This is a genomic window from Pseudomonas sp. PF05 (assembly GCF_056521845.1).
The window spans coordinates 245,586-266,192 of sequence record NZ_JBWLPW010000009.1 but is presented as its reverse complement, the minus strand read 5'-3'; the positions used below and the strand labels follow the sequence as shown (position 1 = coordinate 266,192).

Genomic DNA, 20,607 nt, shown 5'->3' with positions numbered 1-20,607 from the left:
GTCAGTGGCGTCCGACTGGCTGTCGAACTGGCCTATGCAGGAAGAAAAGGCGCCTGTTGCTCATGATCAATGTTCCTGAGGCTACAGCGTGCCAAATCAGCGTAATCAGGCGGTCTGGCTTTCGCAGCACACGGCTGCACGCTCAGGGCGATCACCCATTCCCTCAAGGCGTTTGGCATATGGGCTTAACCAGTGCTTGTTGCTTTCCAGCGTAGTGGCCAGCACTTGATGAACCCAATCGGGGAGATTCGGGTGCAGTCGGTAATACACCCATTGGCCTTGCCGACGATCCGAAAGCAGACCGCAGGTGCGCAACTGCGCCAAGTGCCTGGAGACTTTTGGCTGACTCTCGTTCAGCGCGCAGGTCAGCTCACACACACAAAGCTCTCCTTCGCGAGTGATAAGCAGCATGGTGCGCACGCGGATGTCATCCGCCAGGCATTTGAAAACAGTGGTCGGTGTCAGATGGTCAGCCATATCGATTCTCAGCGGACAGAACATGGACTTTGCTGGTCATTGTGAAGGCTCGTCATATATATGGTTTTCCGAATATATTAGCTTACGAATAATAGATAAAGCCCGCGCATCGAAAATCTCGAAAAAACCAGGTACTGGCGAACAGACGCCCGTAAGAACCCTTTTTTATAGGTCACACCGGATATTCATTCAGCAGAACGGTTCGGGACATCTTGGAAAGTGCATATACCCATAGAGGTTTCCCGGCGCGAAGGGGTCAGCGAAATGTCTTTGTCCAACTGGCGCAGGCCGGTCAGCGCTGAAGGAAACGCAGTGCCCGAAGACACTCCATCGGCCCAGAACTGGACCGCCGAAACATGCGTTGCCCCAGTGACATCGTTAGCTGAAGGCCGCCTGCGGGCGGGCGTTTTAACCTTGGCCGCAGGATAAAACCGTACCCAGCAACGATTTTGCTCAGATACCTGATTCCACCGTTTTCGTTCAGTTTGCGGGCACGGTAATCACAGGCGTCTGTGGTGTCACGCCCGTTTCGGCCAGCGAAAACAGGACGAGAACAAACAAGAACTCCGATTTGGATTTCATGTCACGGTCATCGATCCAGAACCAATAGTCGCGATAGCGAACGGCTGTATGGGCATCGATCGGCCGCTCCTTGCTTGAGTGAATACGCACTAATGGTTCGTCCCATGGGCTTGGATGCTCAGGCGTAGCAGGCGCCGGGTTTGCACGCCCTTCCTGCAGATGTGCCGGTGGAACCTCGATGGTTGCGGCCAGCTCCACGAAGATTTCCGACATGGAGCGAGTCAGTAGCGCGACCTCGGTGTCATAACGTTGCACCATGCCAAACGTTAGATTCAGCTCGCTGGCATCGGGGTTCAACTGAAGGATTTTGCGAACCTTTCGACGATCGTTCTCGACGTCGTCGGAAACGTCCCGCGGGATCAGTACGAGCATGCTTTCATCGCTGCTTCGTTGATTGATGCGCATCCCCAACGACTCGGAGCGCTGGATTCGCCTGAAGGCCTCCAATAACTCGTAGAAACGCGGATCCGCTGCGCGAAAACGCGAAGGCGATGTGGATCGGTTATAGACGCCGTTAACGGCACTTGTGGTCAATTGCAGGACGCGATCGATGGGATAGCCTGCCTGAATCAGGGAAAACACGGCAGCCGGCGATAGGGGTTGCAGTAAATAGCGAGAGAATTTTTCCCCGGAAAGCGGCGTGTAGCTGATCGTCGGACGATCCGTATACACGCCGGAAGCCCCTATAGCCTGGCTGTTTCCATCACTGGGAAGTCCCGAATACCAACTCGCCGCGAAGTTGACCTGGCTCTGCATCGCGCTGGAGGCGATAACCGAGGAAACCTCAAGGAACACGGGTGCATCTGCGTAGCGTAATTTGACGATATTGAGCAGTGTCTGTTCTTTCCAGGTAGTGGCAATGACCGCGCTGTAATCCGTTCGGTCACGCTGAATCGAGCTGGGTCCCATCGTTGTGCACCCGGTAACCCAGCAGGCAATCACGAAGAGCGCAATTTGACGAGTACAGCCCGGTAATGGCCCGGTCCTCGCCGCTGAAAAATCGTGATCCATGACCTTGCCTCACAGCGTATTGTTTTGTCGCACCTGGCAATCGGGTTTGGCATGCGAGGCGATTGCCAAGCGTTAAATCCGTTTCATAAGTCTTCTTCTCTCAACGCTTTGATGCGCCCTGATTTTTCAGCAGCCACCAACGACGCATGATCTTTCGCGTTTTGTTCTGCATAGCTTCGGGCAAATTTGCCAATAGCCTGATCGAAGCTGTCCGATTTTCCCAAATAGCCACTGATGAGCGCGGCATCACCGGATTTGGCATGGGCACGGGCCAAGGTCATACCGCACAACTCACCATACAACTTCATTTGATCGACCGTTGCGCCTTCCACAGGAGCCGTCATTTTCATATCCCGCAACTGCCGAACGAAGAAATGCCGGCCATTTTCCCCCTGCGTCCAACCCAGGAAAATGTCACTGGAGGACTGCATCAGCCGTTGTCCGGTGACTACGCGTTCACCCTGATTCTCAAAGTCGCTCTTGCCCGCAAAAGGGGCCAGCACCGAGGGACAGGCTTCCTTGAATTGCAGGAGCAACGGGTGGTTTTCCGCGGAAAAGAACAGGCCGACAAAACAATAGGTGCCGACGCTGCCGATCCCGACAGCCTTTACGACAAAGTCTTCGAGTCGGTAACGATCCAAAAGCAAACGTCGTTCAAGGGGTAGCGACAATCGATAGTCTCGTAGTGCCATCTGCACACGTTGCGCGAAGTTCTTTTCATGGATATGAAAAATGATCGGTGGCTGATCGAGTAGGCGTCGACGCCCCGCAACTTCGTTGGTGATCGTCGGATAGAGGTAATCACCGAGGCGTTCTTTGGCCTTGGCGATCAACTGAACGCGGTTTCTTTTGATTTTTTCGTTTGGGGCCATGTCGACGATCATTTGAGCGTCCAGGTGGTCATACCAGACCTCCAGCGGGCTCATCTTCGACAGTTTGCGCAGGCGCTCGCGATAAGCACGAACACACTCAACCGCTATCGCCTGGGCGTCTTTGTCGCTGAGCCGGTTGTCCCGGGCGGCCACGACAAAACTTATTGCCAGGCGTTTCACATCCCATTCCCAGGGGGCAGGAAGCGTTTCGTCGAAATCGTTAATGTCAAAAATCAGGTTGCGCTCAGGGGTCGCAAACAGTCCGAAGTTCAAAAGGTGACAATCCCCGCAAGCTTGGACCTGAATGCCTGTGTTCGGAGTAGTAGCCAAGTCATGAGCCATCACGCCGGCAGAACCGCGCAAAAAGGTGAACGGGCTGCGTAACATGCGCCCGTAGCGGACAGGAATCAGATTGGGCAGACGATATCGGTTCGACGCTTCCAGGATTTCAATTGGATCGCGGTGCTTACGCTTTGGCTTCCAAATGGCGTGAAGTGCGTGTGGCAAACTCTCGGATAAACGTTCACCTGCTTCCAGGCGTTCTTTGCGCGAGCGAAAAATCGGTTCATCGCTCTCCATGCTCTTCGCGTTCTTCAACGTACCTTTGATAGAACTCTTCTTGCTGTGAGACATGTCCGCTCCTTTGTTCAACGCTCTGGGTCTTGGCAACGAACTCAAAAGTCACTGGCGTGTCGTGGGCGGTGACCGTCATGACCGTTACTTCAGGCGGCTCGCGCACTGGGGATGCCGGTTCTTTATCACAACCAAAAAACTGCCTCAAAGCCCCCAACACAGGGCAAATGGTATGACGGCAACCTGTCTCTCATTGTTCATGTTCGCCCGCCTCCCCCTGCTCCATAACGGAGACTCGAACCGATGCGCAGCCATTCTTATCAAAACGCTAACACCACTCGACATTGGCATTTCTGACAAAAATCAATGCAAGCAATGGGACGGATGCGGAAAAGACGGATTGGGGGCACTCAAACCCTGGACAGCACGGTGAGAAAACGGCAAATAACGCAGCAGTTGGAGGTTTGGAAAGAAACTCTTGAGTACGCGACGAATAGTTGATTTAAAGCAAACCACGCCCCCCGCAGCGCTCCCAAACTGAGGATTTGAGAGCTTTTGCAAAAAAGTGAGTCACGCTCGGGAGTTTTCAATGAGTCGACGTCCCTCTGAATCGAATACCCCCCAACAGATTGACCAGTCGGAAGTCACATTGGGGCATTCGAGTAGCAGCTCGCAAAAGCGCTTGCTGGAATGGATGCACAACTATCGGCATAGCTGGCTCAAAGGCGATACGGTCGCAGGTCTGACCACAGCGGCGGTTGTCATACCCAAAGCACTGGCATATGCAACCATTGCCGGTCTGCCAGTCCAGGTAGGGCTCTACACGGTCATGGTGCCAATGCTGATTTATGCCGTGCTCGGCTCGTCGCGACCACTCAGTGTGAGCACGACTACGACACTCGCCATCCTTGCTGGTTCGGCACTCGATCAGATTGGTGCGTCTGGCGATCTGGCAGACTTGATGGCAGGATCAGCCACGTTAGCCTTGCTGGTAGGGGGATTCCTCGCTTTGGCGGGGCTTTTGCGCATGGGCTTTGTCGCCAACTTCATCTCCGAACCTGTACTAGTAGGATTTAAGGCAGGAATTGGCATCGTAATAGTGCTTGACCAAATCCCCAAACTAATCGGCATCCATATTAACAAGGGCAACTTCCTCCATAATTCCTTGGCCACATTACAGGGTATCCCTGATGCGTCGTTGCTAACGGTTGCAGTCGGGGGGCTCATGCTGCTTATCCTGATCACCATGAAGCGCTTTACGCCGGCCATACCAGCACCACTGGCAGCAGTGGTCATCGGGATTCTGGGGGTGAGCTGGCTAGGGCTGGACAACCATGGCCTTGCGGTAGTCGGTCATGTTCCAACCGGTTTACCTGCCTTGACGTTGCCTAATTGGGAGTTGGTGACAAAGCTCTGGCCTTCTGCAGCGGGCATTGCATTGATGAGTTTTACTGAAACAATAGCCGCGGGGCGTGCCTTTACTCACAGCGATGAGCCCTCTCCTCAAGCAAACCGGGAGTTAATCGCGACAGGCATCGCCAATATAGGAGGGGCCTTCCTGGGCGCCATGGTTGCCGGAGGGGGCACCACACAGACTGCGGTGAATCGCCTGGCGGGGGCTCACACTCAGTTGGCTGGATTAATAACAGCCATTTTAGCTTTGGGTGCCTGCATGTTTTTGGCCCCCTATATTGGCTTGATGCCCAATGCCACATTGGCTGCTGTGGTTATCGTCTATTCAGTTGGGCTTATTGCCCCTTCCGAATTTCGAGAAATTCTCAAAGTCCGTCGCACAGAGTTTATCTGGGCACTTGTTGCAACTTTGGGCGTCATGATGCTTGGAACACTGCAAGGCATCATCGTTGCAATAATCGTCTCACTTTTGGCCTTAGCTCATCAGGTCTCCAACCCGCCGGTATATGTGATGGTTCGCAAGCCTGGCACTAACGTTTTTCGTCCAGAGAGCGACGCCAACCCCCTTGATGAACATTTCACTGATTTACTTCTACTTCGTCCCGAAGGCCGCATCTTCTTCGCAAATGCTGAGCGAGTCGGACAAAAAATGCTCGCCTTGATCGACCAGGCGAAACCACGCATTGTGGCTCTTGATCTCAGTGGTGTATTCGATCTGGAATACACCGCGCTCAAAATGCTGGCGGATGGTGAGCGCCGACTGCGCGATCAAGGAGTGACACTTTTGCTCGTAGGCATGAACCCCAGCGTATTGGCTATGGTGATGCATTCGCCTTTGGCAGAACTGGGCCGCACACGAATGTTCTTCAACCTTGAGCAAGCTGTTGCAAATTACCAGGCATAAGCACTAGAGGGACTCACCTACGCCTGGGTATGAAACATTGCATCTAACCTCTGAACTAATCGGCTGGGACGACCAGGCCGCATCCTCAGGGAGGACTGGCGCGGACCTCAATCCGGTGTCGTCTCTTACGACAATGGAACAACCGTGAGCCTGTTTGACTCGACCGTCGCAGTCATCTGCATTGCCTGCGGATAAGCCAGCAAACACTCAGCGATGGCAGGCTCCAGCTCAACCCGCACTCGCCTTGTCAGGGCCCGAGCACCGAAGCGTGGGTCATGCTTTCGGCACAGCCAGTCGCTTGCCGCAACGTCCAGGACCAGCGTACGGCGATGCTGACCGAGCCGTTGGTTGAGTTTGTTCAGTTCGATCTGCAACAACGCTTCCAGCCATTGGCTTTCGATGCGTTGGAAAACCAGGATGCGATCAATCCGGTTTAGAAATTCCGGTTCGAACCAGGCGTGCAACGCTAGCTCCAACATAGCCTGCTCACCTTGTGGGGCGATGCCGAGCCAGCGCCGCCAACCGCGGGAAAAACGTTCCCTGTAGGTGGTCGCTTGCCGGGCTCCAATGTTGCTGGTCATGAAGATCAGGCTATTGCGGAAATCCAGCGTTCGGCTACCGCCCGCCAAGGTCAGTTGGCCGTTCTCAAGAATACCCAACAAGCTGCGCACCACTTCCTTGCTGGCCTTTTCCAGCTCATCGAACAGCACGATGCCAGGGCGACTGTAGGTACCTTGAATCAATTCGCTATTAAACAGGCTAACGCCCTCTTTACTCCCCACATAACCAGGTGGCGCTCCGGTGAGCGCCGCCGAGTAATGCTCCTGGGCCAAGGTGTGCATGTCGATGCGACAAAAAGCATCGGCGCGACCGTGTATGGCGAGTGCCAGCAGGCGGACGATTTCGGTCTTGCCGACACCGGTCGGCCCCATGAACAGGTTCACCGTCAATGGCCTTTCACGTTCACCAATATCGACCTTGACCACGTTCAGCAACGCCTCGACCGCGCTCATGGCGTGTTCTTGGCCGACAATTCGACTGCGCAACAACGCCATGACTTGGGCGGGATTGAAGACGAAGCGTGAGGTCAACAAATCTGCTGCCGGTGATGCGCTGGTCAGGCCAGGCTGTGGGTGGTTTGGGTCGATGCGATCATTCACCAAAGGCATGGTTTAGCCTGCGTGTTTTTCTTTACCGTCGTGGGGAAGCTCTCCCACCGGGCAATGAGCCACGCCGACGGTGCTACGGGTAAGTTTTTCGACGTTTTCCTGGGCTTTCTGCGCATCCAGTACCCAGGTGCGGTAAAAGTCGAACGGGCAGTCAGCCACTCCCTTGTCGCCGTCCCCGGAGTTATAGACTCCGGTGTAACCGCGATGCAGCAGCTTGAACAAATGATTCTGTGATTGGTCGTTCGCTCGCGCATCGCGGATTTGCGAAACGGATAATTGTGCGTACTGAATGCCCATTTCCTCTTCACCGCATTCGCCCAGGGTGCGACCGTCGAAGCCAATAATCGCCGAGTGGCCAAAGTAGGAATAAACCCCATCGAAGCCGGCCGCATTGGCCACTGCCACATAGCAATTATTGGCCCAGGCCATGCTTTTGGACATCATCACCTGCTGCTCTTTGGCCGGGTACATATAGCCCTGGCAACGGACGATCAACTCCGCCCCTTTCATTGCACAGTCGCGCCAGATCTCCGGGTAGTTGCCGTCATCACAAATGATCAAGCTGATTTGCAGGCCCTTGGGACCCTCGCAGACATAGGTCCGATCACCCGGATACCAACCTTCTATGGGGCACCAGGGAATGCACTTGCGGTACTTCTGGACGATTTCGCCCTGGTTATTGATCAACACCAACGTGTTGTACGGGGCTTTGTGGGGATGTTCCTCGTGCCGCTCACCGGTCAGTGAAAACACCCCCCACGTGTCTGCCGCACGGCACGCGGCGGAAAAGATCGCAGTCTCTTCGCCTGGAATACTGGCGGCAGTCGCCATCATCTCATCGTGGTCGTACATGATGCCCATGGTGCTGTATTCAGGAAACACGACCAGGTCCATGCCGGGGAGACCGCTTTTCATACCGGTGATGATGTCGGCAATCTTGCGGGCGTTTTCAATGACCTCGGCTTTTGTATGCAGCCGCGGCATTTTGTAATTGACGACGGCGACACCCACGGTGTCCGGGCTGCTGGAAATATCACCATGACGCATGAAATTCACCTCTGTTAATGGCTGATCATCCAAGGTCTGGAGCCGGTTTTACTCTTGAGCCCCTGTGGATTTTCTTTGGTCGGGGCCAGCGGTTTGTTCGGTGCGCAACAACTGCACCCACTGGGATGGCGACGGTTCTGCTGGTACTCGCCAAGCGTCTGCGGCGCGTGGGCACTTCGCTCGTTGGTCGCCATGGCCTGGCGTTGGCTGCTCGACAACGTCGCCAGTGCCGGCGCAGATAACAGCAACCGCCCTCCCGGGCCCGCGCAAGACGGGCACTGGCACGACTCGTGCCGTTGGGCCATAGGCCGCAACATTGTGAAAGAGCCGCAGGTTTGGCATTCGTACTCATAGGTCGGCATGACGCTCTCCTGGCATTGATCGGGCTCGGGCGTGTCTCACAGGTCCGGGGCGATCGGCAGATCGATACTGCCGTCGAGGTGTTTGATGGGACCGTTGGCGTTGGGGTTGATGTCGAACTCGAAGATTTCGGTGGGTAACCAGAGGGTCGCGCAGGCGTTGGGGATGTCGACCACGCCACTGATATGCCCTTGCACCGGCGCAGAGCCCAACAGTGCATAGCCTTGGGCGGGCGAATAACCAAACTTGGTCAGGTAGTTGATCGCATTCAGGCAGGCCTGGCGATACGCGACATTCACGTCCAGGTAGTGCTGTTTGCCGGCTTCATCCACCGAGATACCTTCAAAGATCAGGTAGTTCTGGTAGGTCGGGATGATCGGGCTGGGTTTGAACACCGGGTTCTTGATCCCGTACTTGGCCATGCCGCCCTTGATCAGCTCGACTTTCATATGGACCCAGCCGGCCATCTCGATTGCGCCGCAAAAAGTGATCTCGCCGTCGCCCTGACTGAAGTGCAGGTCTCCCACCGACAACCCGGCGCCGTTGACGTAGACCGGAAAGAAAATCTTCGAGCCCCGGGACAGGTCCTTGATATCGCAGTTACCACCATGTTCACGCGGCGGCACGGTGCGTGCGCCGGTGGCCGCGGCATCATCCCGGGCCTGGCCTTTGAGCTTGCCCATGTGCGCGGTGGCGGCCAGCGGGGCGTTGGCCAGGGGCGGCACGCGGGTCGGCTGAGTGTCGATCAGCTCCTGCTCACGGCGGTTCCAGTCGGCGAGCATTACCGGGTCGGGCAGGCAACCGATCAATCCGGGGTGGATCAGGCCGGCAAAGTTGACCCCGGGAATGTGCCGCGAGCTGGTGAACATGCCTTTGAAATCCCAGATGGCTTTCTGTGCGCTGGGAAAGTGATCCGTGAGGAATCCGCCACCGTTCTGCCGCGAGAAGAAACCGTTGAAGCCCCACATCGATTCGGCCTTGGCGCCGATGTCCAGCAGGTCGACCACCAGCAGATCCCCCGGCTCGGCGCCATGCACGCCCACTGGACCGGACAGGTAGTGCACGGTGGACAGGTCGACGTCACGCACATCCGAAGCGTCGTCGTTGTTCTTGATCGCGCCGGCGGTCCAGTCGTAAGTCTCAAGAATAAAGTCATCCCCTGGCTTGACCCAGCAAGCCATGGGAATGTCCGGATGCCAACGGTTATGGATCTGTTCGTTCTCGGTGGCGGGCTGGTTGAGGTCGACTTTGATCAAGGTATCGGTCATGGCGAAGCTCCTGAACATTAGGGATGTACCGCGTTGGAACCAGTCTCGAATGGCGGCACGAATAGGCCAATACGTTGGATGACGTACCCCTGTGAGCTGGCTTGCCAACTGCTACAAGGGGGGCCGATAAACCATCGCGCCGCCCGGCCGCGTCTATACGGATAGGTAGCGACTGATGGTGGCTTCGTCGACCTTGTCCCGGGTCTCTTCAATCACGAAGCGACCTTTCTCGATCACCAGGAAGCGGTCGGCGATTTCCAGGGTGAATGACAGCACCTGCTCGGAGACCACAATGGTCAGGTCGCGCAGGTTGCGGATCTCTTTCAAAGTGCGGGCGATGTCCTTGATGATCGACGGCTGGATGCCCTCGGTGGGTTCATCGAGCAACAACACCTTGGGATTGGTCGCCAGTGCCCGGGCAATCGCCAGTTGCTGCTGCTGCCCGCCCGAAAGGTTGCCACCCTTGCGCGAGCGCATGTCGTAGAGCACCGGAAACAACGCATAGAGGTCTTCGGGCACCTGGCCCCGGGCCGATGCCGGCAGGCCGGTCTGTATGTTTTCCAACACCGTCATGCTGGGGAAAATCATCCGCCCCTGAGGCACATAGGCGATGCCGTGCTCCACCCGCTCGTGGGTTTCCAGGTTCGAGACTTCCTGGCCATCGACGCTGACCTGCCCCCGCCACTGCGGAAGGATGCCCATCAAGCTCTTGAACAGCGTGGTCTTGCCCATGCCGTTGCGTCCCATCACGGCGACGATTTCGCGTTTGGCCACGGCCAGGTCGAGGTCGTGGAGTATCTGACTCTGGCCGTAACCACAGGACAGCTTGTCTACGTTGAACATGCCTGCTTCCTCAATGGCCTAAATAGACTTCGATGACTTTCGGGTTGTTCTGCACCGACTCCATGCTGCCCTCGGCCAGGACCTTGCCCTGGTGCAGCACCGTGACCTTATGGGCGATGCTCTTGACGAATTCCATGTCGTGTTCGATCACCAGCACCGAGCGTCCCTGGCTGATACGCTTGAGCAGTTCTGCGGTCTGGACGCGTTCGTTGACGCTCATCCCTGCGACCGGTTCATCGAGCATCAACAGGTCAGGGTTCTGCATCAGCAGCATGCCGATCTCCAGCCACTGCTTCTGGCCGTGGGACAGCAGGTCGGCCTGCTGCTGCAGCAGTTCGCCGAGAAAGATCTCCCGCGCCACCTCTTCAACCCGGGCAATCACTGCGGCACTGCGTTTGAAGAACAACGCGCCAAACACCTTGCGCCCCGCCGGGTAGGACATCTCCAGGTTCTCGAACACCGTGAGGTTTTCGTAGATCGACGGGTTCTGGAATTTGCGCCCGACGCCGGCACGGACGATGTTGTACTCGCGCATCTTGGTCAGTTCCTTTCCATCGAACTGGATGCTGCCGCTGGTGGCGCGGGTCTTGCCGCAGATCAGGTCGAGCACCGTGGTCTTGCCTGCGCCGTTGGGCCCGATCACCACTCGCACTTCATTGCGGTCGATGTACAGGTTGAGGTTGTCCACGGCCTTGAAACCGTCGAAGGACACCGTCAGCCCCTCGATAACCAGCACCGGCTTGTTCATTTGAAAACCCACGGCGGTCATGGCTGCGTCTCCAGCGAAGGACGTTCAGGAGCCGGAGTCGGCGGCGCAGTGCGCGGTGTCTCCGGCAGGGGCGCGGCAACGGCAGCTTGCTGCGGGGTACGCCGCAATAAACGGCCAAGGGTCTGGCGGCCATGGCTGTCCCAGAGTCCGGCCAAGCCATTGGGGAAGTACATGACCACGGCAATGAACAGCCCGCCCATCAGGTACAGCCACAATTCGGGGAACGACTCGGAGAAATAGGTCTTGCCGTAGTTCACCAGCAAGGCCCCATACACCGCGCCGAGCAGTGACATGCGCCCGCCGACAGCGGCAAAGATCACCATCTCGATGGACGGCACGATGCCGACGAACGAAGGCGACATGAAGCCCACCTGCAAGGCGAACATGGCGCCGCCGATGGCCGAGAAAGCAGCAGCGATGCAGAACACGAAAATCTTGAAACTGGCCACGTCATAACCGGAGAAGCGCACCCGCTCCTCTTTATCGCGCATCGCCATCAGCAGCCGCCCGAGCTTGGACGCGAGGACGAAGCGGCCGATGAAAATGCAGCCGAACAACAAGGCCGCGTTGATGAAGTACAGCAGCAGCTTGGCGCTGTCACTGCGCAGGTCCCAGCCGAGCAGCGTCTTGAGATCGGTGATGCCGTTGACCCCGCCGGTCAGGCCCTGCTGGCCGACGATCAGCACCGTGAGAATCAGCGCGATGGCCTGGCTGACGATAGAGAAATAAACATCCCCCACCCGCCGTTTGAACAGCGCCATGCCAATGATGAAGGCCAGCACCACCGGCACCAGGATCACCGCCAACAGGGTGAAGCTGAAACTGTGGAACGGCACCCAGAGCCAGGGCAGTTCGGTGATCTGGTTCCAGTCCATGAAATCCGGAATGCCCGGCGTCGACTGGATTTTGGTGCTCTGCGGGTCGGAGGCTTCGAGCTTGAGAAACATCGCCATGCAGTAGCCGCCGACGCCGAAGAATACCCCTTGCCCGAGGCTGAGAATGCCGCCATAACCCCAACACAGCACCAGGCCGACAGCGACGAAGGCATAGGTCAGGTACTTGCCCACCATGTTCAGGCGAAAGGCATCCAGGGTCAGCGGGAAGACCACGAAAATCAGCAGCGCCAACAGGGCCACGCCCAACAGGTTCTGCTTGCCCGCCAGCATCTTGTCTAAAAGCTTCATTGGCTCGCCTCTACTTGCGCACTTTGATGGAGAACAACCCTTGAGGGCGCAACATCAGGATCAGGATCACCCCGGACAGGGTCAGCACCTTGGCCATCGAACCACTGAGGAAAAACTCCGAGATCGATTGGGTCTGGGCGATGACGAACGCCGACGCAATAGTGCCGAACAGGCTTTGTGCGCCGCCGAAGACCACCACCAGGAAGGTGTCGACGATGTACTGCGAGCCCGCCGTGGGACCGGTGGAGCCGATGGTGGTAAAGGCCGCGCCGGCCACCCCCGCGACACCACAACCGAGGGCAAAGGTCATGCGGTCGACCTTGCGCGTGTTGATGCCCACGGCACGGCTCATCAGTCGGTTTTGCACCGTGGCCCGCACTTGCAGGCCCCAGCGTGAGCGGTAGAGCAAGAGAAAAATGGCCGCGGTGAGCAGCAGGGTCAGGGCCATCATGAACAGGCCGTTGCGCGGGATCTCGATGGCCTCGGTGAAGTTGAACGAGCCCATCAACCACTCTGGCGGCGTCGCGCTGACTTCACGGGCGCCGAACACCGAACGGAAGGTCTGCTGCATCACCAGCGAAAGCCCCCAGGTCGCCAGCAATGTGTCCAGCGGACGCTTGTAGAGCCGACTGATCATCGCCCACTCCACCAGCCAGCCGATGGCCCCGGCCACCAGAAACGACAGGGCGATGGCGATGAAAAAATAATAGGGTTGAAACCATGGGGCGAAATGACTGGTCAGGCTCGAACAGACATAGGTGGTGTAGGCGCCGATCGTGAGGAACTCGCCGTGGGCCATGTTGATGACCCCCATCTGGCCGAAAATGATCGCCAGCCCCAATGCCATCAACAGCAGCACGCAGAACACGGACAAGCCGTTGAACCCCTGCATCGCCGCGATGGCACCAAATTCCGATAGCCATTCCATGATGATGGACTCCTGCTTGGAGGGAGGATGTGGAAAAACGTTGGAGCTCCATCGCCGGCAAGCCAGCTCCTACAGAGTGTTGGAGTCGGCTTGCCGCGATAGGCCCAGACCTTACTGATAGCCTTTAGGGAACGGATTCGGTTCGATCAGATCGGACTCGTACACCACTTTGAACTGGCCATCGGGCTGCACTTCACCGATGCGGGTCTTGCTCCACAGGTGATGGTTTTCATGCACTTTGACGTAGCCTTCAGGCGCGGTTTTCAACTCGATGCCCGGCGAGGCTGCAACCACTTTGTCGACATCGAAGCTGCCGGCTTTTTCCACCGCAGCCTTCCACAACCATGGGCCCAGATACGCGGCCTGGGTCACGTCGCCGATCACCGAATCCTTGCCGTACTTGGCCTTGAAGGCGTCGACGAAGGCTTTGTTGTTGGGGTTGTCCAGGCTCTGGAAGTACTTCATCGAGGCATAGAAACCGGCCATATTCTCGCCGCCGATGCCCAGCAATTCATCCTCGGTCACCGACAGGGTGAGCAAGGTCTGCTTGGCCGAATTGACGCCCGCCGCGTTGAGTTGTTTGTAGAAGGCCACGTTGGAGCCACCCACTACGGCGGCGAACACCACGTCAGGTTTCTTCAGCTTGACTTTGTTGATCAGCGAGCCGAACTGGGTGTTGCCCAGCGGGTAGTAGTCTTCGCCGACCACGGTGCCGTGCAGCACGTTTTCAATGTGTTTGCGCGCAATTTTCATCGAGGTGCGTGGCCAGATATAGTCCGACCCCACCAGGTAGAAGGTCTTGGCGCCTTTGGTCTTGGCGATCCAGTCGAGGCTGGCGAGGATTTGCTGGGTGGCTTCCTGGCCCGTGTAGATCACGTTCTTCGACTGCTCCAGCCCCTCGTAGAAAGTCGGGTAGTAGAGCAGGCCGTTTTCTTTCTCGAAAATCGGCAGCACAGCCTTGCGCGAGGCCGAGGTCCAGCAACCGAACACCGTGGCCACCTTGTCGTTGACCAGGAGCTTCTTGGCCTTCTCGGCGAAGGTCGGCCAGTCGGAGGCGCCGTCTTCCTGGATCACCTTGATCTGCCGACCGAGGATGCCGCCTGAAGCGTTGATCTGCTCGATGGCCAGGCGTTCGGCCTGGATCGAGCCGGTCTCGGAAATCGCCATGGTGCCGGTGGCCGAGTGCAACTGGCCGACCGTGACTTCAGTGGCGGTCACCGCCAGGCCGGTGCTATTGGCCTCGTCGGCCCATACACCCTGGCTGAACACACTGGCAGCCAGTAACGACAGGGCCGCCGCCCCCAGCGCCAGGCGGCGCGGCAACAGGCCTTTAGTCCGGATCAATCGTGGTTCCATGCTGATACTCCTCTGCGGTGACGCTGACAGCTCGCCTTGGGGCGGCCGGCAACGGTGGTGGCATCAGCATGGCGGCGCGGATCGGTGACGGGTATACGCAGCCTGACGTAAGCGCATACGTCATTTGACGTAGGGAAAAATGCACCAAGGCGGCGCAGGCTGTCGCTCCAGGCCCCGCCTGAACGGCACTGCGCGCACGCGCGCGCAGGCAACAGCTGGCGTGGCAAGACGGCGCGGTGCAGGGCATGAAAATTGCTCGGCTATCCGCCACGGGCACACTCGCCAGGCACGGAGCGCCTCGACCCCAGGAGTCTTTCACTGTGCTTCCACCTGGCACCCAGCGCATCGCCAAGATCCGTCGCGACTACAACAGTTGGGTCGCCGACGAAACCATGGAAGACTACGCCCTGCGCTACACACCAAAGTCCTTCCGCAGGTGGTCGGAGCTGCGCATCGCCAACACCGCCCTGGGCGCGGTGTCGTTCCTGGCCCTGGAGGCGATTGGTGGGGTACTGGCCCTGAGCTACGGCTTCACCAACACCTTCTGGGCGATTCTCGCCGTGAGCCTGATCATCTTCCTCACCGGCCTGCCCGTCAGCTACTACGCCGCCCGCTACGGCGTTGATATGGACCTGTTGACGCGCGGTGCCGGCTTCGGCTACATCGGCTCGACCATTACGTCGCTGATCTACGCCAGCTTCACCTTTCTGTTCTTCGCCCTGGAAGCAGCGATCATGGCCCTGGCCTTGGAGCTGTACTTCCATATCCCATTGGCCTTTGCCTATGTGATCTGCTCTGTGCTGGTGATCCCCCTGGTGGCCTATGGGGTGACCCTGATCAGCCGCCTGCAACTCTGGACCCAGCCGTTGTGGCTGGTGCTGCTGGTGCTGCCCTATCTGTTTGTGCTGCTGAAAAACCCCGAGGCCTTCAGCGACTGGACCAGTTTCCAGGGCCGTGATGCCAGCGGCGACTTCAATCTGCTGGCGTTTTGCGCAGCCTGTACCGTGGCCCTGTCCCTGGTGACGCAGATCGGCGAACAGGTCGACTACCTGCGCTTCCTACCGGAAAAAACCGCGGCCAACCGCAAGCGCTGGTGGGCCGCCCTGCTCTGCGCCGGCCCCGGCTGGATCCTGCCCGGCGCCCTGAAAATGTTCGCGGGCGCCTTCCTGGCGTTTCTCGCCCTGCAACACGAGATCCCCATCGAGCGCGCTGCGGAACCGACCCAGATGTACCTGGTGGCCTTCGGTTATGTGTTCGCCTCGCCGCAATGGGCCCTGGCGGCCATGGTGCTGTTCGTCTTCGTCTCGCAGATGAAGATCAACCTGACCAACGCCTACGCCGGTTCCCTGGCCTGGTCGAACTTTTTCGCCCGGGTCACCCACAGTCACCCCGGCCGCGTAGTGTGGCTGGTGTTCAATGTGGCCATTGCCCTGATGCTGATGGAGCTGGGGGTATTCGACGTCATCGACCAGGTGCTCGGTCTCTACGCCAACATCGCCATCGCCTGGATCGGCTCGGTGGTCGCCGACCTGGTGATCAACAAACCCTTGGGGTTGTCACCGAAACACATCGAGTTCAAGCGCGCTCACCTCTACGACATCAACCCGGTGGGCGTCGGCTCCATGCTGATTGCCTCGCTGCTGTCGGTCCTCGCCCACTTCGGTCTATTGGGTGCGCTGGCCCAGGCCGCCCCGCCCTTCGTCGCCCTCGGCACCTCGCTGGTCATGACCCCGCTGCTGGCCTGGGCCACCCGCAGCCGCTATTACATCGCCCGCACCAGCGATCCGCTACTGCTGCAACCGGTGGCACCGAGCACGCAGATCACCTGCGGCCTGTGCAGCAACCCGTTCGAAACCGCCGACATGGCTTTCTGTCCGGCCTACAGCACGCCCATCTGCTCACTTTGCTGTTCGCTGGACGCGCGTTGCGGCGATCGCTGCAAACCCCACGGGCGTCTGTCGGCGCAGTTCGAAGCGCTGTTGCATTGGTTGCTGCCCAATGCCACGGTGCCGCGCCTGCACACCCGGCTGGTGCATTACCTGGGCCTGCTGCTCGCGCTGATCCTGATGCTCAGCGGCGCTCTGGCGCTGATCTATGGCCAGGCCTCCCAGGGACTGCCCCACTCGCCGCAAGCCCAGGCGACGCTGTACCAGGCATTTTTCCAGGCCTTCCTGACGCTCTCGGTACTGGCGGCCATCCTCGCCTGGTGGGTGGTTCTGACGCGGGAAAGCCGCCACGTGGCCCAGGAAGAATCGGACCGCCAGACCCAGCTGCTGATGCAGGAAATCGAAGCCCACCGCTTGACCGACCAGGCCCTGCAAGATGCCAAGGAAGCTTCCGAGGCGGCCAACGCGGCCAAGAGTCGCTACGTCACCGGACTGTCCCACGAACTGCGTACACCGTTGAACAGCATCCTCGGTTTTACCCAGATCCTGCAGCGCGACGCGGCCATGCCGGAGCAGCATCAGGATGCCCTGGCGACCATCCTGCGCAGCGGCTCGCACCTGCTGTCGCTGATCGACGGCCTGCTCGATGTGGCCAAGATCGAGGCCGGCAAACTGCGCCTGGAAGCGACGGAAATCCCCTTCCCGGAACTGATCCACGATCTGGAGCTGATGTTCACCCCCCAAGCCCGGGACAAAGGGTTGCGCTTTCGCCTGGAGCTGATCGGCAAGATGCCGGCGGTGGTGCGAGGCGACGAAAAGCGCGTCCGGCAGATCCTCATCAACCTGCTGGGCAATGCGGTCAACTTCACCGACAGCGGCGAGGTCTGCCTGCGGGTCAGCTACATGCGCGAGACGGCAACCTTCGACATCATCGACACAGGTATCGGCATCGACCCCGAGCACATCGAGCGAATCTTCCAGCCTTTCGAACGCGGTGATCTGACGCGCCAGGACAAGGGCGTTGGCCTGGGCCTGACCATCACCCGCATGCTCACCTCGTTGATGGGCGGCGAGTTGCAGGTCAAGAGTCAGCAGGACAAGGGCACCTGTTTCCAGGTGCGCCTGTTTCTGTCGCAAGTACGGGTGCCGCAGGCGGTGATCCATGTCGAACACGACATCATCGGCTACCAGGGGCCGCGGCGTCTGGTGCTGGTAGTGGACGACCATGTGGACCATCGCAAGGTCCTCAGCGGCATGCTCACGCCCCTGGGCTTTGAAGTGGTCCAGGCCAGCAACGGCCAGGAAGCGATTCGCCAGGTCGCCCTGCTGGGGCCGGACCTGATCCTCATGGACCTGTCGATGCCGACGATGGATGGCTGGGAAACCAGCCGGCTGATCCGCCGCAATGCGTTGTCCACGGCACCGATCATCGTGATTTCGGCCAATGCCTTTAACGACGAACGCGAGCGCAGCCTGGCCAGTGCCTGCAACGACTACCTTGCCAAGCCGGTACACACCCCGGAGCTGCTCGAACGGATCCAGCAGCAGCTCGACCTGCACTGGCTGCGCCGCGAAAAACCAGCCCCTGCGACATTCCCCGACCCGGGGATATTGCCCTCACAGCCTGAGCTCATCGCCCTCGGCGAACTCAGCGCCATCGGCTACGTACGCGGTCTGCACGAAAAACTCGACGCCATCCAGGCCGAGACGCCCGCCACCGCCCCTTTCATCAGTTCGCTACGCAAGCTGCTGAAAAACTTTCGCCTGGACGAAATCAACCGCGCCCTCAAGGAGGCAGAAGATGAATGCACTGACCACAGTCGCTGAACCCGGTGTCGTGCTGATTGTGGACGACACCCCGGACAACCTCGCCATGCTCTCCGACGCCCTCAACGATGCCGGCTACATGGTACTGGTGGCCCTCGACGGGCTCAGCGCCCTGAACCGCATCGAACGCCGGCGTCCGGACCTGATCCTGCTGGATGCGATGATGCCGGGCCTGGACGGCTTCGAGACCTGCCGGCGGATCAAGGAGCAGCCGGCCAACGCCGATATTCCGGTGCTGTTCATGACCGCACTGACGGAAAGCAGGCATGTGGTCCAGGGCTTTGAAGTGGGTGGCAGCGACTACGTGACCAAGCCGATCCAGACCGACGAAGTGCTGGCCCGGGTCGCCGCGCACCTGCGCACCTCGCGCATCCTGCTGTCGGCCCGAGCGTCGTCACAGCCAACCGCGCCGAGCCTGGACGACGAACCGGCGCACAGGGTGCTGTCGGCACGCTTTCAGCTCACCGGTCGGGAAGTCGAGGTTCTGCGCTGGGTGGCCTGCGGCAAGACCAACCGCGACATCGGCACCATTCTTGATCTGAGCCCACGCACCGTGAACAAACATCTAGAGCATGTGTATGTGAAGTTAGGTGTAGAGACGCGCACAGCAGCGACCTCCGTGGCCTTGTCGGCCATGACCGATTCTCGCAATAGTGTTTCAAGGTAAGCCGCGATAGCCAGAGGTATTGTCGGATGAGCACTAGGGCCGTTTCGTCCATGACAGAAGCTGGTGGATGAAGCAGGAACGTTGGAAACGGCTCTGGATCTTCAGCCCAGCCACCCAGGCATTATCGACGTGGCTGACATCACCCGGATTGTGCGGGCATGCCATGGCAGACACGCGGCAGGTGCTTGCCGACTTAATTAAGTGGCATCGGATCGATGAACAGGGCGAGGCAATGACTTTGGCGCTGCATCACCTACATGCCCTTAGGCCTAAAGGCTCTACACCTTTCTTTCAACCTCCGCGACACGAAATCACGGTTTTGCCGTCTGTGGCGCGGAAGCTTCAAAGGTTCAAAGGTTACAAAGAGCGAGAATCGACAATTTCCATGTTTGATGCTGAATGAGCAGTGGCTCGTGCGTACAGCAGATATTGCCTAATCTTTCTTAGGTGGCTTCACCTTTGGCATAGGCAATGTGCTGCTAATTGGAGGTAGGTTTTTGTCGTTATTTACATGGGCACGGCCATCGTGGGTGTCTGGACGAACTGGCCGTGTAGGTTTTTTATCAGTCATTATTCAGCTCCGGATAGTGGCTTTTGAAGTACCTTCTCATGTGTTCCTCCGCCTTCGCCATCAACGACTTAACCTCAGGGATAGCCATTCCATTGAATGCCGATTGCATGATTGCGGACTTCCTTTTGCGGATCTCGAAACGTTTTTCGTTTATCTGCTTTTCGGTTAACTCGCCCTCGGCCACCTCAAACCAGCAGCGCTCTGCCTCATCAAAAAGAAGCCCAAGCTCAGCTCCTGCAGAGCGCAGCGGCTTTATGCGCTCCTTAAATGGCAGAAATTTATAAACCACCGAAATGACTTGGCTAATAGCGATGAAACATGCCCATACAAATGCATATTGCTGCCAAATCACCCAGCCGGCGATGCTGCTTGAGGAGGCAATAGCCAATATGATCCCGATCCAGCGCTCGTAAGACTCTGATCTCAGCTGATAAAGGCTTAGATAGCAGACGTGAGCCCTGAGGGCTTGAAGCTCCACCCAATATTGCGCTTGATACATTTTTCGGTCTCATATCGTTGGCGAGACTACTCATACCCCAACCAAAACCAAATTGCCACCACCGGTCACGGAGGGCGGCGCGCCCTAGCCAATATCTCGATCTACCCAGTGCTTGGCGAGCCAGCTTGGAATCAACAGTCTACGAGATGCATCAATTTTCTTGTCGACACCTGGCAATTGAGCAACTTCAACACCGAAGTAAACCATCCAGCTTCCATCTGCCTGCATCTCTAGGGCTGCCAAGTACGTTCCGACCTCTGCTTCGGTCAAACCGCTTTGCTCCGCGATCAATTTGTTGCAAGGTTGTCCGTCCACTTCAGGCTCCTCGATCCGGGCAGCGCCCTTCTCCTACCCACCCCGCCGCGACACGAATACGTGATACCCGAAAACGTGTCGCGGAA

18 protein-coding genes are annotated in these 20,607 nt (G+C 58.2%); 4 read left to right on the top strand and 14 right to left on the bottom strand.

Going from position 1 to position 20,607, the window contains the following annotated elements; genetic code table 11:
* Positions 1-105 precede the first annotated feature (105 nt).
* The 3 genes from AC09SL_RS17400 to AC09SL_RS17390 all read right to left on the bottom strand — a co-directional run bounded on the left by AC09SL_RS17400 (position 106) and on the right by AC09SL_RS17390 (position 3,329).
* Positions 106-477, bottom strand: coding sequence for a metalloregulator ArsR/SmtB family transcription factor (locus AC09SL_RS17400; protein ID WP_058542512.1), 372 nt, complete (start codon positions 475-477; stop codon positions 106-108).
* A gap of 480 nt (positions 478-957) precedes the next feature.
* Positions 958-2,070 (bottom strand): hypothetical protein, encoded by a 1,113-nt coding sequence (locus AC09SL_RS17395; protein WP_058542503.1) that lies wholly within the window; start codon positions 2,068-2,070, stop codon positions 958-960.
* An 83-nt stretch (positions 2,071-2,153) separates the two neighbouring features.
* Positions 2,154-3,329, bottom strand: a complete 1,176-nt coding sequence (locus AC09SL_RS17390) for a DUF2252 domain-containing protein (RefSeq protein WP_319017044.1) — start codon at positions 3,327-3,329, stop codon at positions 2,154-2,156.
* Positions 3,330-4,209: 880 nt separating this feature from the next.
* On the opposite strand from AC09SL_RS17390, the gene AC09SL_RS17385 reads away from it, so the two are divergent.
* Positions 4,210-5,832 carry a SulP family inorganic anion transporter gene (locus AC09SL_RS17385; RefSeq protein WP_226921195.1) on the top strand — a complete coding sequence of 541 codons (1,623 nt, stop codon included), beginning with the start codon at positions 4,210-4,212 and terminating at the stop codon, positions 5,830-5,832.
* A gap of 125 nt (positions 5,833-5,957) precedes the next feature.
* On the opposite strand, the gene AC09SL_RS17380 is transcribed toward AC09SL_RS17385, so the two are convergent.
* The 9 genes from AC09SL_RS17380 to urtA all read right to left on the bottom strand — a co-directional run bounded on the left by AC09SL_RS17380 (position 5,958) and on the right by urtA (position 14,756).
* Entirely contained in the window at positions 5,958-7,001 is a 1,044-nt protein-coding gene (locus AC09SL_RS17380; RefSeq protein WP_058542504.1) for an AAA family ATPase, read from the bottom strand.
* Between the two features lie 3 nt (positions 7,002-7,004).
* The gene (locus AC09SL_RS17375; RefSeq protein WP_058542505.1) at positions 7,005-8,048 is read right to left on the bottom strand and encodes an aliphatic amidase; all 1,044 of its coding nucleotides are present in this window, start codon (positions 8,046-8,048) and stop codon (positions 7,005-7,007) included.
* A gap of 14 nt (positions 8,049-8,062) precedes the next feature.
* Positions 8,063-8,410 carry an FmdB family zinc ribbon protein gene (locus AC09SL_RS17370; protein WP_081264490.1) on the bottom strand — a complete coding sequence of 116 codons (348 nt, stop codon included), beginning with the start codon at positions 8,408-8,410 and terminating at the stop codon, positions 8,063-8,065.
* A gap of 36 nt (positions 8,411-8,446) precedes the next feature.
* On the bottom strand, positions 8,447-9,676 hold the full coding sequence (fmdA, locus tag AC09SL_RS17365) for a formamidase (protein ID WP_058542506.1): 1,230 nt from the start codon (positions 9,674-9,676) through the stop codon (positions 8,447-8,449).
* Between the two features lie 153 nt (positions 9,677-9,829).
* Entirely contained in the window at positions 9,830-10,519 is a 690-nt protein-coding gene (gene urtE, locus AC09SL_RS17360; protein WP_058542507.1) for an urea ABC transporter ATP-binding subunit UrtE, read from the bottom strand.
* A 10-nt stretch (positions 10,520-10,529) separates the two neighbouring features.
* Positions 10,530-11,288, bottom strand: a complete 759-nt coding sequence (gene urtD, locus AC09SL_RS17355) for an urea ABC transporter ATP-binding protein UrtD (protein ID WP_003203582.1) — start codon at positions 11,286-11,288, stop codon at positions 10,530-10,532.
* Complete coding sequence (gene urtC / locus AC09SL_RS17350) at positions 11,285-12,472, bottom strand: urea ABC transporter permease subunit UrtC (protein WP_058542508.1); 1,188 nt, start codon at positions 12,470-12,472, stop codon at positions 11,285-11,287. The genes urtD and urtC overlap by 4 nt, the downstream gene beginning before the upstream one ends.
* A gap of 10 nt (positions 12,473-12,482) precedes the next feature.
* A complete protein-coding gene (gene urtB / locus AC09SL_RS17345; protein WP_058542509.1) occupies positions 12,483-13,400 on the bottom strand; it encodes an urea ABC transporter permease subunit UrtB in 918 nt (305 codons plus the stop codon).
* A 111-nt stretch (positions 13,401-13,511) separates the two neighbouring features.
* Complete coding sequence (gene urtA, locus AC09SL_RS17340; RefSeq protein WP_058542510.1) at positions 13,512-14,756, bottom strand: urea ABC transporter substrate-binding protein; 1,245 nt, start codon at positions 14,754-14,756, stop codon at positions 13,512-13,514.
* Positions 14,757-15,076: 320 nt separating this feature from the next.
* On the opposite strand from urtA, the gene AC09SL_RS17335 reads away from it, so the two are divergent.
* The 3 genes from AC09SL_RS17335 (at position 15,077) to AC09SL_RS17325 (ending at position 19,539) form a co-directional block, all read left to right on the top strand.
* Positions 15,077-18,469, top strand: coding sequence for an ATP-binding protein (locus AC09SL_RS17335; RefSeq protein ID WP_064107006.1), 3,393 nt, complete (start codon positions 15,077-15,079; stop codon positions 18,467-18,469).
* Complete coding sequence (locus tag AC09SL_RS17330) at positions 18,444-19,136, top strand: response regulator (protein ID WP_058546408.1); 693 nt, start codon at positions 18,444-18,446, stop codon at positions 19,134-19,136. Before AC09SL_RS17335 ends, AC09SL_RS17330 begins: the two co-directional genes overlap by 26 nt.
* 67 nt (positions 19,137-19,203) lie before the next feature.
* On the top strand, positions 19,204-19,539 hold the full coding sequence (locus AC09SL_RS17325) for a hypothetical protein (RefSeq protein ID WP_231139252.1): 336 nt from the start codon (positions 19,204-19,206) through the stop codon (positions 19,537-19,539).
* A gap of 160 nt (positions 19,540-19,699) precedes the next feature.
* On the opposite strand, the gene AC09SL_RS17320 is transcribed toward AC09SL_RS17325, so the two are convergent.
* Together AC09SL_RS17320 and AC09SL_RS17315 are read right to left on the bottom strand one after the other, a co-directional pair.
* A complete protein-coding gene (locus AC09SL_RS17320; RefSeq protein ID WP_058546407.1) occupies positions 19,700-20,206 on the bottom strand; it encodes a hypothetical protein in 507 nt (168 codons plus the stop codon).
* An 84-nt stretch (positions 20,207-20,290) separates the two neighbouring features.
* Positions 20,291-20,521 (bottom strand): hypothetical protein, encoded by a 231-nt coding sequence (locus AC09SL_RS17315; RefSeq protein ID WP_058546406.1) that lies wholly within the window; start codon positions 20,519-20,521, stop codon positions 20,291-20,293.
* Positions 20,522-20,607: the final 86 nt, after the last annotated feature.

Bases quoted from the DNA above. Each gene is read 5' to 3' on its own strand.
- AC09SL_RS17400 (WP_058542512.1), bottom strand. From the start codon at position 477: ATGGCTGACCATCTGACACCGACCACTGTTTTCAAATGCCTGGCGGAT.
- AC09SL_RS17395 (WP_058542503.1), bottom strand. From the start codon at position 2,070: ATGGATCACGATTTTTCAGCGGCGAGGACCGGGCCATTACCGGGCTGT.
- AC09SL_RS17390 (WP_319017044.1), bottom strand. From the start codon at position 3,329: ATGTTACGCAGCCCGTTCACCTTTTTGCGCGGTTCTGCCGGCGTGATG.
- AC09SL_RS17385 (WP_226921195.1), top strand. From the start codon at position 4,210: ATGCACAACTATCGGCATAGCTGGCTCAAAGGCGATACGGTCGCAGGT.
- AC09SL_RS17380 (WP_058542504.1), bottom strand. From the start codon at position 7,001: ATGCCTTTGGTGAATGATCGCATCGACCCAAACCACCCACAGCCTGGC.
- AC09SL_RS17375 (WP_058542505.1), bottom strand. From the start codon at position 8,048: ATGCGTCATGGTGATATTTCCAGCAGCCCGGACACCGTGGGTGTCGCC.
- AC09SL_RS17370 (WP_081264490.1), bottom strand. From the start codon at position 8,410: ATGCCGACCTATGAGTACGAATGCCAAACCTGCGGCTCTTTCACAATG.
- fmdA (WP_058542506.1), bottom strand. From the start codon at position 9,676: ATGACCGATACCTTGATCAAAGTCGACCTCAACCAGCCCGCCACCGAG.
- urtE (WP_058542507.1), bottom strand. From the start codon at position 10,519: ATGTTCAACGTAGACAAGCTGTCCTGTGGTTACGGCCAGAGTCAGATA.
- urtD (WP_003203582.1), bottom strand. From the start codon at position 11,288: ATGACCGCCGTGGGTTTTCAAATGAACAAGCCGGTGCTGGTTATCGAG.
- urtC (WP_058542508.1), bottom strand. From the start codon at position 12,472: ATGAAGCTTTTAGACAAGATGCTGGCGGGCAAGCAGAACCTGTTGGGC.
- urtB (WP_058542509.1), bottom strand. From the start codon at position 13,400: ATGGAATGGCTATCGGAATTTGGTGCCATCGCGGCGATGCAGGGGTTC.
- urtA (WP_058542510.1), bottom strand. From the start codon at position 14,756: ATGGAACCACGATTGATCCGGACTAAAGGCCTGTTGCCGCGCCGCCTG.
- AC09SL_RS17330 (WP_058546408.1), top strand. From the start codon at position 18,444: ATGAATGCACTGACCACAGTCGCTGAACCCGGTGTCGTGCTGATTGTG.
- AC09SL_RS17325 (WP_231139252.1), top strand. From the start codon at position 19,204: ATGAAGCAGGAACGTTGGAAACGGCTCTGGATCTTCAGCCCAGCCACC.
- AC09SL_RS17320 (WP_058546407.1), bottom strand. From the start codon at position 20,206: ATGTATCAAGCGCAATATTGGGTGGAGCTTCAAGCCCTCAGGGCTCAC.